This is a genomic window from Dyella marensis (assembly GCF_049532885.1).
GTDB classification, from domain to species: Bacteria; Pseudomonadota; Gammaproteobacteria; order Xanthomonadales; family Rhodanobacteraceae; genus Dyella_D; species Dyella_D marensis.
On sequence record NZ_CP064029.1, the window covers coordinates 723,529 to 737,918 of the forward strand.

Annotated in this window: 12 protein-coding genes; 1 reads left to right on the forward strand and 11 read right to left on the reverse strand. The window is 66.0% G+C overall.

What is annotated here, in order from left to right:
- Positions 1 to 35: 35 nt before the first annotated feature.
- Positions 36 to 1,298, reverse strand: coding sequence for a nucleoside permease (locus ISN75_RS03165; RefSeq protein WP_343819418.1), 1,263 nt, complete (start codon positions 1,296 to 1,298; stop codon positions 36 to 38).
- Between the two features lie 254 nt (positions 1,299 to 1,552).
- Between ISN75_RS03165 and ISN75_RS03170 the strand changes: the two genes are divergently transcribed.
- Positions 1,553 to 2,188, forward strand: a complete 636-nt coding sequence (locus ISN75_RS03170) for a homoserine/threonine efflux transporter (protein ID WP_343819417.1) — start codon at positions 1,553 to 1,555, stop codon at positions 2,186 to 2,188.
- 88 nt (positions 2,189 to 2,276) lie between these two features.
- Here the strand turns inward: ISN75_RS03170 and ISN75_RS03175 are convergent, their stop codons facing one another.
- From ISN75_RS03175 to ISN75_RS03220, 10 genes are all read right to left on the reverse strand, one after another.
- Positions 2,277 to 2,774: a hypothetical protein gene (locus ISN75_RS03175; RefSeq protein ID WP_167252512.1), complete on the reverse strand. Its 498-nt coding sequence runs from the start codon at positions 2,772 to 2,774 to the stop codon at positions 2,277 to 2,279.
- A 7-nt stretch (positions 2,775 to 2,781) separates the two neighbouring features.
- Positions 2,782 to 4,578, reverse strand: a complete 1,797-nt coding sequence (locus tag ISN75_RS03180) for a zinc-dependent metalloprotease family protein (protein WP_343819416.1) — start codon at positions 4,576 to 4,578, stop codon at positions 2,782 to 2,784.
- A 259-nt stretch (positions 4,579 to 4,837) separates the two neighbouring features.
- On the reverse strand, positions 4,838 to 6,208 hold the full coding sequence (locus tag ISN75_RS03185) for an FAD-binding oxidoreductase (RefSeq protein WP_343819415.1): 1,371 nt from the start codon (positions 6,206 to 6,208) through the stop codon (positions 4,838 to 4,840).
- A 68-nt stretch (positions 6,209 to 6,276) separates the two neighbouring features.
- On the reverse strand, positions 6,277 to 7,956 hold the full coding sequence (locus tag ISN75_RS03190; RefSeq protein ID WP_343819414.1) for a type IV secretory system conjugative DNA transfer family protein: 1,680 nt from the start codon (positions 7,954 to 7,956) through the stop codon (positions 6,277 to 6,279).
- Positions 7,957 to 8,134: 178 nt separating this feature from the next.
- On the reverse strand, positions 8,135 to 9,523 hold the full coding sequence (locus ISN75_RS03195) for an XVIPCD domain-containing protein (RefSeq protein WP_343819413.1): 1,389 nt from the start codon (positions 9,521 to 9,523) through the stop codon (positions 8,135 to 8,137).
- Entirely contained in the window at positions 9,520 to 10,044 is a 525-nt protein-coding gene (locus ISN75_RS03200) for a hypothetical protein (protein WP_168648049.1), read from the reverse strand. The genes ISN75_RS03195 and ISN75_RS03200 overlap by 4 nt, the downstream gene beginning before the upstream one ends.
- A gap of 89 nt (positions 10,045 to 10,133) precedes the next feature.
- Positions 10,134 to 10,772 (reverse strand): hypothetical protein, encoded by a 639-nt coding sequence (locus ISN75_RS03205; protein ID WP_167252506.1) that lies wholly within the window; start codon positions 10,770 to 10,772, stop codon positions 10,134 to 10,136.
- Between the two features lie 59 nt (positions 10,773 to 10,831).
- The gene (locus ISN75_RS03210) at positions 10,832 to 12,211 is read right to left on the reverse strand and encodes a peptidoglycan-binding domain-containing protein (protein WP_343819412.1); all 1,380 of its coding nucleotides are present in this window, start codon (positions 12,209 to 12,211) and stop codon (positions 10,832 to 10,834) included.
- A 32-nt stretch (positions 12,212 to 12,243) separates the two neighbouring features.
- Positions 12,244 to 12,948: a hypothetical protein gene (locus tag ISN75_RS03215; protein ID WP_168648051.1), complete on the reverse strand. Its 705-nt coding sequence runs from the start codon at positions 12,946 to 12,948 to the stop codon at positions 12,244 to 12,246.
- A gap of 166 nt (positions 12,949 to 13,114) precedes the next feature.
- The gene (locus tag ISN75_RS03220; RefSeq protein WP_246866709.1) at positions 13,115 to 14,389 is read right to left on the reverse strand and encodes an XVIPCD domain-containing protein; all 1,275 of its coding nucleotides are present in this window, start codon (positions 14,387 to 14,389) and stop codon (positions 13,115 to 13,117) included.
- Between the last annotated feature and the right edge of the window lies 1 nt (position 14,390).

Genomic DNA, 14,390 nt, shown 5'->3' on the forward strand with positions numbered 1-14,390 from the left:
CGCCTGACGGCTCACCCCAACCTACGCCATGTGTTTCAGTGCGCCGCGCGCGCCGCCGCCATCGCCTTTGGATCGTGCTTGTGCTTGAACAGGAACACGAACAGCACCGCCACCACCAGCGAGTAGGCCGAGAACGCCGTCCAGATGCCGTGCCAGTTCTTGCTGCCGTCGGCATGGGTGAAGAAGGCATCGATCATCCAGCCGCTGACCGAGCTGCCCAGCACCGCGCCGATGCCGTTGGTCATCAGCATGAATAGGCCCTGCGCGCTGGCGCGGATCGACGGGTCGGCCTGGCCTTCCACGAACAGCGAGCCGGAGATATTGAAGAAGTCGAAGGCCATCCCGTAGACGATGCACGACAGCACGATCATCCACAGCCCCGCGCCCGGGTCCCCATAGGCGAACAGGCCGAAGCGCAGCGTCCAGGCCAGCATGCTGATCAGCATCACCGTCTTGATGCCGAAGCGCTTCAGGAAGAACGGAATGGCCAGGATGAACAGCGTTTCGGAAATCTGCGAGATGGACATGATGATCGCCGGATAGCGCACGGCGAGCAGGTCCTTGTACGGGTCCATCGTGGCGAAGTCGTGCAGGAAAGTATCGCCGTAGGCGTTGGTGAGCTGCAGCGCCGCGCCCAGCAGCATGGCGAACACGAAGAAGATCGCCATCTGCGCGTTGCGGAACAGCGCGAACGAGGTCAGGCCCAGCGTATCGAGCAGCGACTGGTGCTCCTTGCGCTCGAAGCGCGGCGGGCACTTGGGCAGGGTGAATGCGTACAGGCCCAGCAGCAGGGCGGCGGCGCCGGCCACGTGGAACTGGCCTTCGGTGGTTTCCAGGTGCAGCAGGCTCACCGTCCACAGCGCGGCGATGAAACCCACCGTGCCCCACACGCGGATCGGCGGAAACACCGTGACGATGTCTTCGCCGCCTGTCTTCAACGCGTTGTACGCCACCGCGATCGAGAGCGAGATCGTGGGCATGTAGAACATCATGTTCAGCAGCATCACCCAGAACATCAGCCCGGGCGAATTGATGCTGGGCACGATGAACAGCATGATCGCGCCACCGATATGCATCAGGCCGAACAGCTTCTCGGCGTTGATCCACTTGTCGGCGATCACGCCGGCGATCGAGGGCATGAACAGCGAGGCGATGCCCATGGTGGAGAAGATCGCGCCGAACTGGGTGCCGGGCCAATGCTTGTTCTGGAACCAGTACGCCCCGATGGTCAGCAGCCACGAACCCCATACGAAGAACTGCAGGAAGTACATGATGACGAGGCGGAGTTTGATGCTCATCGGGCTTTATCGGTCCTGGTGATTCGTTAATATCGCGGAGCGGTCCGTCGGGCACACGCCGGGCGGGGCAGCCAGCCGAGCTGGTGCTGCCCTTCCGGTGAACGCGCTGATCCCCCGCGGGCGGCCTAGGACTGGTCTTAGGTCCTGGCCAAACGTCCGCCAGCGTAGGGAATCGGCCCGGCGGGAACAAGTTGCGCAGCCGCAAAATACCCGTGCCTTATTCCGAGCGTCCTTTCCACGCCGAGAGTGACCCCATGAGCCTGTTCCTCACCATCGCCGCGATCCAGCTGATCGCCCTGGCCAGCCCCGGCCCGGATTTCTTCTTCGTCTCCCAGACCGCGGTCAGCCGCTCGCGCCGGCAGGCCATGTTCGGCGTGGCCGGCATTACCCTGGGCGCGCTGGTATGGGCGGCGCTGGCCCTGCTGGGCCTGCAGATCGTGTTGCACCAGATGGCATGGCTGTCGCGCGTGATCGCCATCGCCGGCGGCCTCTACCTGGCCTGGATGGGCGTGAAGATGCTGCGCGGCGCGTGGAAGGCGCCGGCCGGCGGGGCTACCCGGACCGTGGTGGTGGAGCGCAGCGACTTCGCCGCCCTGCGCGCCGGCCTGCTCACCAACCTGGCCAACCCCAAGGCCCTGGTCTACTTCGGCTCGGTGTTCTCGGCCTTCGTCGGCGACGGCGTGGGCGCGGCGGCGCGCTGGGGCCTGTGGGGCATGATCATCGCCGAGACGTTTCTATGGTTCTCGCTGGTCGCGGCGTTCTTCGCGCTGCCGGCGATGCGCCGCGGCTATCTGCGGCTGGTCCGCTGGATCGATGGCTTCGCCGGGGCGGTGTTCGTGCTGTTCGGGCTGCACCTGATCCTGCGCGGGACAGGTAACCGCGCAGCGTGACGGGTCCGATGGCCGCCGATCGTGTGCTGAGCGAAAGCCTTGGCGCCACCTCCACTGATGAGATGGCGCCAAGGCCGGCAATGGGTCTTCAGGACAGCCAGCCAACCCCGTCCTTGCCCGCGAAGCAATAGGATCGATCCTGCAGTTGCAGGCATCCGGTCATTTCGGTCCCTCCGACTCTCATGGTGAATCGAAATACGCCCAGCTTCGCACCGCCCGGCTGCGTCGACCGGATCTCACCGTGCAGGCTCCGATAGGAGGATTGCGCCCGTTGCGCGGTTTCCTCCCAGTTGACCAGGAACGTCACCGCGCCGGCATAGTCCAGGCCGAGCTGCGCCGTGAAGGATGCTCCCGGCGTGAGCCTGGATATCTTGTCGCCCTCGTAGATGACGTAGGGGAAGTAAAAATTCGGCCTTAACGGCTGCTGGAACAGCCAGGCCGACTCCCGGCCGCTGTGTTCGACGGCGTACTTGTCCACGCCGGCCTGGAAGATGGGCGGACTCTGGGCGTACGACGCATGAACGGGAATGGCCAGACCGAGACATGCCGTGAACGCAGCGAGGGTGCGATAGATGGAATGATTCATTGGAACCTCACCGATATCCGGACACGTAGGGCGAAAATTCATTCATTGCGTCCATGGCGTCGTAGCGGTCCTTCATTCCCATAGGCAGGCCGTAATCCCGCGTGTATCGATGCGGTGTCGAATAGAACGCGACCTTGTTGCCGGCCATGATCGTGCCGACCAGCGGGTAGCCGGACCGGCCGTATGCCCAAGGCGGCGTGTCATCGTAAATGCCGAGCAAATGGCCTAATTCATGCCGCATCACCGACGTGGAGCAATGGGTTGATCCCGCTGCTGCAAAAGATTTTTCTGATGGGCCGACGGCATAAGCGACCCCGCAAGAGCCTTCCTGCTTCTCGGTCCCCTCGTAGTAAACCAAGTCCGCCTTGAGGTTATCCCGCCATTTCGCTACCTGAGGATGGCTGCCGATCAATTGCGATACCGCCGATAGATCCTTCCAGGCGGCCGGCGCATTGATTCTCCTGAAACCGACCAGTCTCATCGTGAAAGTAGCGCCTGAATTCTCCAGTGCCTGGTTGGTAGCCAGGATTCCGCTGAGCAGCCGGCTGCGCATGTATTCCTCGCCGTAGGTCGAGGCCGCGGCGCTGCTGTAAACGGCAAGGACGTCGATGGTGACGGCTTCCGGCATCCACTTCTGGCCATCGCTCACGAACGCGGGCGTTTCGCCGATACCGACCGAATGCGGTGTGCTGCTTCCGTCGCTCGCCAGGAGCACGTTGAAAGGGTTGGAGGCCTCGCCCCTGAAGAGGATCCGCGCGCCTTTCTTCTGCGGCCCTTGCGGCAGCTGGATGTTCGGCACATAGGACGCTCGATCCGACACGTAGATAGTGCGCGGAGTGGCTGGGTCAGGCATGACCCCCTTACGCAGATTCGCTGCCGTATAGATCGTGTCTGGCGCGTCCATGACGACCCAGCGCTTCTTCTCGGCGATATACATGAACGTATACTCCTGGCCGCGGCTCAGGCCGAACATGCCTTTTTCCTCGACGCCGCCTCCTTCGATCAGCGCGTTTCGCGCGGTCGACGATCGAATCGTGATGCGGTCGCGGTCGCCGGCACCTGCCGGCAGCTTGATGTTGGGAATCCAGCCGTCGTCGGTCAGCGTGAAGACGGAGCGTGGCGCTTTGGTGCGGGCGTCGGGCGATTTCAGGTCGATCAATCGCTCCGGAGATTTCTCTATCGCCCATTTCTTGAAGTCGGCGACATAGCGGAGCATGTATGCATCGCCATTCTCGATCGTGGCCGTGGATGCATGGAGCAGGTCATCCGGGTTTATCCGTGACGAAAGTTGCGACGACGATCGGATATAGATGATCGATCCAGCCACCGCGGTGGCGGGCAGCGAGATGCGCGGATGGCTGTCGCCGGGTTTTATGTCGTAGACGGTATACGGTCCGTTTCCCGCAGGAATGGAGCTCCGTTCGGAGGAATAGTATTTGACCTTTGTTCCGGTGACGCTCCACAAGCCAGTTTTTTTCTCGTAGCGGAACTGGCAAAAGGCACCGCAAGCCCAGATTGCGACGCTGTTGCGCGGCAGATCGAGTTTTTCGCTGTGCACGGTGTATCTGCTGCTTCCATCCGTGCCGAAGAGAACCCAATCCTGGTCCTTGGGGTTCTGTGGAAGCTTCAGTATGTAGGGCTGCTCTCCTTGGGTGAAATTAAAAAGAATGCCCGCATATCCACTCGGCAGCTGTCCATCGGGAATGTTGGAGGGTGTCAGCGAGGTGGTTGCGGTTATGGCCAGGCATGCCGTGCTGATCAGCAATGCGGGTATCAGTAGGAGTGAGGTGCGACGTATTTTCATGAATATCGTGCCCTTGATAAATGGAAGCCGTACCCGGGTGTGGCGCGATATTTAAAGCAGCTGCCCGATGCGGGCGATATGGATTTGCCGATGAATTAGGAGTACTTCGCGGTGTTTCGAGTGCGGCGGGCAGGCCGGCTTCTCATCAGGGCACCAGCGAGCATCGGCTTGGCGGACACGCTGGTCGCCCCAGGCGAGGCGTAATCCGGGTCGTGCTCCTAGGACGAAGCGATCGAAAAGCCGGGTCGCGGTGCAGCGCTCAGGGCAACAACTTGCCCGGATTGAGAATCCCGTCCGGATCGAACGCCGCCTTCACCGCGCGCATCAGCCCCAGCGTCGACGGCTGCAGCGCCAGCGGCATGAATTCGCGCTTGACCAGCCCGATGCCGTGTTCGCCGGACAGCGTGCCGTCGAGGCGGATCACCAGTTCGAATACTTCGGCCAGGCAGGCATGCGCGCGTTCGCGTTCGGCGTCGTCGCGCGGCAGCAGGTTCACGTGCAGGTTGCCGTTGCCGGCGTGGCCGAAGCTGACGATCAGCACGTCGTGCTTCGCGGCGAGGCGCTTGATGCCGTCGACCAGCTCGGGCAGGCGGCTGACCGGCACCACCACGTCCTCGTTGATCTTGTTCGGCGAGATGGTGCGCTGCGCCGGCGACAAGGCTTTGCGCGCGGACCACAGCGCCTGGGTTTCCTCGGCGGTCTGCGCCACCTGCAGGCTGTCCAGGCCGTCGCCGCGGGCGGCGCGCGAGACGGCTTCCACGGCACCGTCGAGCGTGTCCGGCTCGCCGTCGACTTCGATCATCAGCATGGCGCCGGCCAGCGGCACGCTGTCGCCGCCGTGGTCGCGGGCCAGCTTCAGCGCCACGTCGTCGATGAATTCCAGCGCGCAGGGCGTCACCGGCTGGGCCATGATGCGCGCCACCGCGTGGGCGGCGGCGCCGACGTCGCGATAGGTGGCGCGCAGCGTGCGCAGGCCGCTGGGCTTGGGCGTGAGCTTGAGCGTGGCCTCGGTGATCAGTGCCAGCGTGCCTTCCGAACCGATCAGCAGGCGGGTCAGGTCGTAGCCGGTGGAACCCTTGCTGGTGTAGGTGCCGCAGCGGAAGCCTTCGCCGGTGCCGGCGACCGCGCGCATTCCTAAGGTGTTCTCGCGCGGGCTGCCGTACTTCACCGTGCGCGGGCCGGCCGAATTGCAGGCCAGGTTGCCGCCGATGCTGCACCAGGGCGAGGAGGTGGGATCGGGCGGCCAGAAGAAGCCGTGCGGCTTCAAGGCCTGCTGCAGGTCGCCGTTGAGCACGCCGGGTTCGACTACAGCGAGGCGGTTGTCCGGGTCGATGCGCAGGATGCGGTTCATGCGCTCGAAGCTGGCCACCACGCCGCCGCCCACCGGCACCGTGGCGCCGGTGGTATTGGTGCCGCGGCCGCGCGCCACCAGCGGCACGCCGTGTGCGCGGCAGGCGCGCACCAGCGCTTCGGTCTGCTCGTGCGTGGTGGGAAACACCACGGCGTCGGGCAGGGCGTTGCGGCGGGAGTTGTCGTAGGCGTAGGCGAGGCGCTCGGCTTCGGCCAGCGACAGGGCGTCGCCGGCGAAGCTGGCATGGAGGGCCTCGAGCAGGGCGGAGGGCAGCGTCATGCGCCAAGTCTAGCGCCGACGCCGCCCGGGTTCGTCCAAGTTGGCCCGGATCGGCCCGGTTCGCGGCCTCAGATCTTCAAGGTGGGAATGTCGACCTTGGGCAGCAGGCGCGAGGTGAAGTAGCTGTCCTTGTAGTAGCGGATCTTCTCGCACATCACCGGATGCGGGATGCCCTCGTACAGGAACACTTCCTTGTCCGCGCCCATGGCCTTCAGTTCCTGCGGCAGCATCAGCGCGCGGCGTTCCTCGGACTCGCTGCGCGAGCGGTCGCCACCCTTGCCGCGGGTGATGTTCTCCTTGCGCACGGTGGTGTAGCCGAGCATCTCGGAGTAGTCATTGGCGTCCTGCTGCTCGCGCGGCGCGTAGACGATCTGCAGCGCGTGGTTGGTGATCAGGGTGCGCGCCACTTCCTTGCCGTAGGTGGCGTCCAGCTGGGCCACGCTCTGGATGATCGGCAGCAGGCGGATGTTGTAGCCGGCCATGTACGACACGGCGGAGGAAATGATGTCCACCTTGCCGATCGAGGTGAATTCGTCCATCAGCAGCAGGCACTGGTGCTTGAGCGCCTTGTTGTTCTGCGGCAGTTCCTTGGTGTTCTGGTTGATCAGCTGGCTGAAGAACAGGTTCACGATCAGCCGGCTCTCGGCCAGCTTGTTGGGCTGGATGCCGATATAGATGGTCATGCGCTTCTTGCGCACGTCGGTGAGCAGGAAGTCGTCGTCGCCGGTGGCGGCGTCCAGCACAGGGTTGATCCAGGCGTTGAGCGGCTCCTTGAAGGTGCCGAGGATCGAGGCGAAGGTTTCGTTCGCCTGCGACAGCAGGTTGGCGAAGGCCGACTGCGCATTGCTGCTGAGGAAGGGCTGCTGCGACATCCACTGGTACAGCTGGCGCAGGTCGGTGCCGTCGCCGGTAGAGAGCCGGTACACCGCGCCCAGGGTGGGCTTGTCGCGCAGCACCAGGGGCAGGCCCTTCTGCTCGTCGTGCTCCCACTTCTCGCACAGGTACAGGGTGAAGGCCATGAAGGCGTTGCGCGCCTGGCTCACCCAGAATTTCTGGTCGTCCGCGCCGTCCGGGTAGAGCATGGCGGAGATGCTCATCAGGTCGGACACGCGGAAGGACGGGTCCTTGGACACGTAGCTCAGCGGATTCCAGCGGTGCGAGCGGCGGTCTTCGGCGAAGGGGTTGAACAGGTAGATCTCGTGGCCCTGGCTGGCGCGCCAGCCGGAGGTGAGCTCGTAGTTCTCCTGCTTGATGTCCAGCACCACCATGGATTCCTGGTAGTCCAGCAGGTTCGGGATCACCACGCCCACGCCCTTGCCCGAACGGGTCGGCGCGGCCAGGATCACGAACTGCTGCCCGCCCAGGCGCACCAGGTCGCCCTTGTACTTGCCGACCAGGATGCCGTTGGCCTGCTCCTTGAACATGCCGGCCTTGCGCAGGTCGCCGCCGTGGGCGAAGCGCGCGTCGCCGTGCATGGAGGGCTTGTGGGTGCGGGCGATGAAATAGAACACCACCATCCACAGCGCCACGGGGGTGCCGAAGCCGATGTAGCCGGCGGCCTTGATGCGGCCGGCATAGGCCTGGTAGTCCGGCAGCTTCAGCGCCGCCACATACTGGTAGTAGGTGTTCCACGACAGCGGAACCTCCACTTTCAGCAGCAGGCGCACCAGCCAGCCGGAAAAGAACATGCCGCCGACGAGGGCGGCCAGCAGCAGGCCGGCGGCCCAATACCATTTCGTCTTGCTCATGAGAACCTGACTCGCATCCATTGCTCCGAAGCCAAGGTGCTTCGGCCCCTGTGCTCTTGCCATGCCGCGGTGGGAGCAGGCCCCGCCGCGGCATCCCTTCGTACTGTCATTGGACCTAGTGTAAACGGGTTTCGGTGACAGGTCCGGTGATCGCCTTCGCGTCCGCGCTAACTCAGCCTCAGGCGCCCTGGTGCTGCGGCTGGCCGGGCGCCGGCCCCTGCTGCTGCCCCGGCCTGGCCGCCTGCTGCTGCGCTGCGGCCTGCTCCAGCTGGGCGCTGCTGCGTTCGACCGGCGTGTTCACCGCCTGCTGGGTCGGCACCTCGGCCACGCGCTTGAACGGCGAGTTCAGATCGCCCTGCACGGCATAGGCGCGGCTGCCGTCTTCGCTGAGCATCACGCGGTCGATGCGCTCCAGGCCGGCCTTGCGCGAAGCCACCACCAGCGCGCCGGAGAGATTGTCGCTCTGCTGGTCGGAGGCGCGCTGGCGCGAGGCGTCCAGCGCGTGCACCGCATCGCGCGCCTGCTGGAACAGGGCATGGTCCGGGTGGCCGGGCTGGTCGAGCGGGGGCTTGGCGTGATGCCACTCGCCGGGGTGGGTGAGCGTATGGAGGGCGTGGGAGGCGCGGTCGCCGAAGTGCTCCAGCTTCTCCTCCACCTCGTGCACCGCGTGGCTGACCGCGTTGCCCACCTCCTGCGCCACGTGCTCCACGCCGTGCACCACGGCGCGCGGCACTTCCCACGGCGCCGACAGCACGGTGCGGATGTCGCGCACGTCCTCGCGGTAGCGGTCGATCATGCCCTTGTGTTCCTGGTACAGGGCGGCGTTCCCGGCGCTGACGATGGAATGGCCGAGCAGCTTGTTGTCCGGCACGAAATTGTCGATCGCGTGCGCGCTGAAGTCGGTGGCCTTCAGCGGATTGCGCGGGCTGAGCGGGCCGCTGTCGTCGCGGTAGCCGGCCTTGCTCAAGGTGTCGATGTCCTGCGGCGCGGCATAGATGCGCACCTCGCCGAAGTGCGGGCTGGCCGCGCTGACCAGGTCGCCGGCGCGGATATGGTCGATCACCTGGTGGCCGCCCTCGGGCAGGCCGTAGAGCAGGCCGGCGGCGCCGTAGGCGTTGAAGGTTTCGCCCTTCAGGTTCAGCCGCGCGGCGGTGAGTTCGGCCAGGGTGCCGCCGAGCGAATGGCCGGTGACGGTGACGTCGTACGGCACGCCCAGCTGTTCCGATTGCTGGTGCGCCTTGTCCATCACGCGCTGGGTGAACGCCGTGGCGTCCGGTGCCTGCGCGTTGAGGCCGGTGAGCACCATGCCGGCGTCGGTGCCGCCGTCCTGCAGCAGCTCGCGGTCGAATTCCGAGCCGCGGTGGGCGATCACGATCGCGCCGGTGTCCACGCGCTGGTAGGCGGTGCCCTGGTAACCGGTGCGCGGGTCGTCGGTGTGGTCGAAGATGCGGTATTTGACGCCGCCGAGTTCGACCGTCTGGTTGATCTGGCGGTCCTGGTAGGCGTCGCGCGCGAGCAGGGCGTAGTCGGTGGTGCTGATGCCGGTGCCGGTGCTGTCCGTGCTCATGGGGCCGTTTCCCTGGCCGTCAGCGTCATCGAGAAGATGTCGGTGCGCGTGGTGGGCTTGAACAGCGCGCGGTTGGGTGTGCCGAAGGCGGTGCGCTCATCGCTGCTGTTGAAGTATTCGCTGCGCACGAAATACGTGGGCACCGGCTTCTGGGCCAGCAGTTCGCGCGAATCCATCGCGGGCGAGAATTCCACGCCCTTGATGCGCAGCGTGGCCCAGGCGGTGTTCACCGCCCAGTGGCACACGCCCATGCCGTAGTAGTCCTCGTCCTGCAGCAGGTCGGCGTAGAGCGAGCCCTTGTACTCATGGTCGCTGATGCGGACGAAGTCGATGGCGACGTCCTGCTCCGGCGTGAGCGTGGCGCCGCTGACCGGCGTGGCCGGTACGCAGCGTTCGTTCTGCACCTTGTAGTGCACGGTGCCCTTGATGGAATCGAACGGCCCCGGTGCGCCCTCGATGCTGAGGGTCAGCTCGTAGCGTTTCTTCGGATGCGGGTTCTGCTTGATCTCTGGAGTCTTCATGGGAGAACCGAAAGCGGTGGTGGACGCGAGCGCCAGCAGCAGCGCATGGACGGCGCGGCGCGATCGCGGATGCACGGCGGCACCCATGCTCAGTGCAGGGTGACCGTGAACGTAAGATGCTTGTCCGGGTCGGCCAGCCGGAAGTATTCGCCGCTGATGGCCAGGCCGTTCTTGCCGGCGAGGCGGAAGGCGTCCTCGCCCTTGTCGACCCACGCCGAGGTGGCTTCGGCGGCGCCGGGCATCGGCACCTCGCGGTTGCCGGTGACGCTGCCGGTGGCGGCATCCAGCTCGATCACCCGCAGCTGGGTCTGCGACAGCGACTGCGCCGCCTGCGTGTCGGCCTGCAGCAGCACGTAGACGGTGCCGCCCTTGTGCAGGCAGTGGGTGGCCCGGCCCTGGAAGGTGTTGGACGGCAGCTCCAGCGGGCGGGTCCACAGCACGCGGTTGGCGGCGGTGTCCTCCACGTAGACGAACGGCTTCTGGTTCATGCCGTCCGCGTCGGCGACGGCGCCGACCACGCATTGCTTGTTGTCCCCGGCCGGTTCCGCCGCATAGGAGGAAAAGCCCTGCGGCACGCTGGCGGCGGAGGGTGCGCCGACTGCGGCGGGCTTCGGCGGCGCCGTGTCCTTGGTATCGGCAGCCGATGCGCCCTGGACGAGCAGCAGCAACAGCAGCAGCGGGAGAGTGAAGCCCTTCCCGGTTTTGAGTGATGCGGTTCTGATCGACATGGCTGGTCTCTGCGGAAGAAGCCGGGCCTGTCCGTGCGGACAGGCCCGGGCGTTGCCGGTTAGTGGGAAACGCTGGGGCCCGCCTGCGCGGGCGCCTGCTGCTGCTTCTGCTGCGCGTTCTGCGTCTGCGTGCTGGCGGCATGCTCCAGCGCCGTGGTGCTCTTTTCCAGCGGGGTGTTCACCGCCTGCGCGGTGTCCACGCCGGCCACGCGCTTGAACGGCGAGTTCAGATCGCCCTGCACCGCGTAGGTGTGCTTGGCGTCGTCGCTGAGCACGGCGTGGTCGATGCGCTGCAGGCCTTCCTCGCGTGCGCGCGCCGCGAGCGAGCCGGCGAGCTGGCCGCTCTGGTGGTTCGGTTCGCGCTGGTGGGCGGCGTCGAGGCGGTGCACGGCGTCCAGCGCCTGCTTGTACAGGGCGTTTTCCGGATGGGCCGGGTTGTCCAGGCGCATCGGCGCCTTCGGGTCCTGGCCGTGGTGCTTCTGCTGCTCGAGCTGGTGGCGCACCGCGTCCATGGTCCTGGGCCCGGCAATGCCATCGGGTTCCAGCTTGTGATCGTGCTGGAACTTGCGCAGCGCCTCGTCGGTGAGGCCGCCGAACTTGCCGTCGGGATGCACCGGATAGCCGAGCCTGGTCAGCTCCTGCTGCAGGCTCATCACGTCGCCGCCGCGGGCACCCTTGTGCAGGTAATTCTCCTGCGCGTGCTTGTGCTCCGCCGGATGAGCCGGCGGCTGGTGCGCAGGCGCTGCCGGCGTGGCGGGCGGGTGCGGGGCTGCGCCGTGGCTCGGCGGCGTGGGCGCGTGATGGCCGGCCGGGTGATGGCGCGTGACCATCGGGCCGTTCGGCGCCTCCGGGATATTGACCTTCTCATGCCCGTGCAGCGGCTGGTGCACCTGGAACTCGGGCTTGGGGCGCATCGCGCCGACGATCTTGAAATCGCCGCCGTTCCAGTAGCCCTCCTTGGTGTCGGTCGGGCCCATCGCCTTGCTCAGCGCGGGGCCGGTGCTGACCTGGGAGCCGTAGAACTCGATGTTTCCCTTGTCGTCGTAGCCCTTGAAGATGGCCACGTGGCGTCCGTGCTTGCTGTCGAACATCAGCAGGTCGCCCGGCTGCAGCGAGCCGGGCGTCTTGCGCGCGTCCTCGGCCGGCACGATGTCGAAGTGCTGCTTGGCGTAGCCGGTGAAGCCACCGTCGTAGAGCTTGGACGTGGCGAACGGTTCGTTGCCGACGTCGTAGCCGGCGTTCTTCATGCCGCGCCAGACCAGGGACGAGCAATCGACGCCGTAGTAGCCGTCCTTGTCGAGGTCCTGCTCGGTGCGGCTCGGATCCGAGCGGTGATTGGGGGAGCCGTTCTTCAGGCTCATGTCGCCGCGGCCGTATTCGTACTTGCGGCCTTCCTGCGCAAAATGACGGTAAGCCTCATCCAGAATTTCGCGACCCATACATCCTCCGAGTGGTCAGAAAGAAAGGCTGCTTACAGTCCCATCGAGAACTCTGCGTACTGCGATGCGCTTACCCAGCCGGCGGCGCAATCCACGTACTGCCCGTGCTCCAGCCGGCAGGCGCCCTGCGGCGCCGGCTTGATCCACTCCACCTTCGGCGCGCCGGGCTCGCCGCACAGCTCGCTGTGCTTGCAGGCCGCGACGGATTCCGCCGGGATCGCCACCACGTAGTGCCATTCCGGCTGCCCCGCCTGCTTGTGCGCGTTGGCCATGACGCAGACGAACTGCATGTCGTGCAGCCTGGCCACCGGCGTGGACGGGAAGGGCGGGAACGCCGTGGCCAGCACCGCGGAGGGCTGGTCGTTGGCCTGGATCTGGCCGTAGATGCCGTCCGTGCCGCAGCCTTCCGTGTTCACCACGATCTGGTACTCGCCGGCCGTGCATTCCGGCGCCCAGTCTTTTTTCTTCTGGGTGCAGGCAATGCCCGGCAGGTTGGCGACAGGTAGCGGCAGCGGTCCTTCCATGGACATGTCCTTGGGCACCGAGGCATCGGCGGCCGGCGCGGTGCCGGCCGGTGCGGGTGCATGCAGTGCCGGCCGGGCGGAAACGGCGGTGGCCGGTGGCGTGGCAGCGGCTTCGCCGGAAGGCACCGGCAGCTGGCCCTCGCTCGCCGAATGGCTGCACGCTGCCAGCAGCAGGCAGGGCAGGAGGCGGAGGCTGGATCGGCTGACGGTCATGTTGATGTTTCCTTCCGGAGCGGGTTTGCGGTGGTGCGGAGCGGGAGCGGCTGTCGCGTGAGAAACGGCCGCGTGCCGGGCATCGAAGTTCGACAGGTTGTTCAGGGACTTTCACAGTCGGTTGACTGGGCCGCGGCCGGCGCCTGTTCCGGCCGCGGCACAGCGATTACCTGTGCTGCGGCGTAGTCGCCTGGGCCTGCTGAGCCTCGTGCGTCTGCGTCTGCGGTTTGCCGGCGGCCTGCTGTTCGCCGAGCTTGGCCATCTCGCGGCTGCTCTGCTCCAGCGACGTGTTCACCGCCTGCTGCGTCGGTACCTCTGCCATGCGCTTGTGCGGCGAGTTGAGGTCGCCCTGCACGGCGTAGACGCGGCTGCCGTCCTCGCTCATCACCACGTGGTCGATGCGGCTGAGCCCGGCGCGCTGCGCGGCGACGGCGAGCGAGCCGGCCACGTTCTGGCTGATCTGGTCCGGCGCGCGCTGGCGGTCGGCGTCGATCTTGTGCACGCCGTCCAGCGCCTGCTTGAACACGCCGTGCGCGGGGTGCGCCTGGTCGCCGAGGTGCTTGCCGTCGCGCCCGGCGTGCTGCTTCAGCTCGCGGTCGAGCGCGGCCTTGGTCTGCGGGCCGTACTGGCCATCGGACTTCAGGCCGTGGTCGTGCTGGAAGGCCTTGAGCTTCGCTTCGGTCTGCGGGCCGAACTGCTTGTCGGCCTTCAGGTCGTAGCCCAGGCGGTTGAGTTCCTCCTGCAGCTTGCCGACCTCGGCGCCATGCGCACCCTGCTTGAGCACACCCGGCGCGCTGTCGCGGGCCGGTTCCGGGGCGTGCTGCCCAGGTGCGCGCTTCATCAGCTGGTCCAGGCCATCACGGTTGCGCGTGATGTCGTGCATGTAGTCGTAATTGCTGGTGCCGTTGCTGTCGCGCATCACGCGGCCGCCGGTGACCGCCGCCACGGCGCCGCCGTAGCCGGCGATATGGCGCGCCTTGAGGAAGCCGGCGATCTTTTCGGGCTTGTCATCCTCGTGCAGCACGCCGTTCTTCAGCGCCTGCTTGTAGGCGTGGTCGCTGTTGATGCGGAAGGCGTTGTCCTGCAGCTCGGCGGAGCCCTTGTACTTCTCCAGGCTCAGGCCGTTCTTCCAGTTGGAAGGATCGTTGAGGAATTCGGTCATGCCGCCCTTGGAGGCCCATGCCCATTCGCTGCGGCTGCCCTTCATGGCTTCCTGCAGTTTTTCCTTGTCGATGTAGCCTGCGTCCGCCAGCCAGCCGGCGCCGGCCTGGTAGCGGCCGACATAGCCTTGCTTGTTGGTCACGCTGAGGTTGCCGCCGTTGCTCTCCGTCATGACGACGGAAGCCACGAGCCGGCGGGTCATCGCGTCGTCCAGACCGGCGATGTTGCCCTGGTGGTATGCCTGCGCAGTGGCCACTGCGTGCTCTCGTCTATCAGCCATT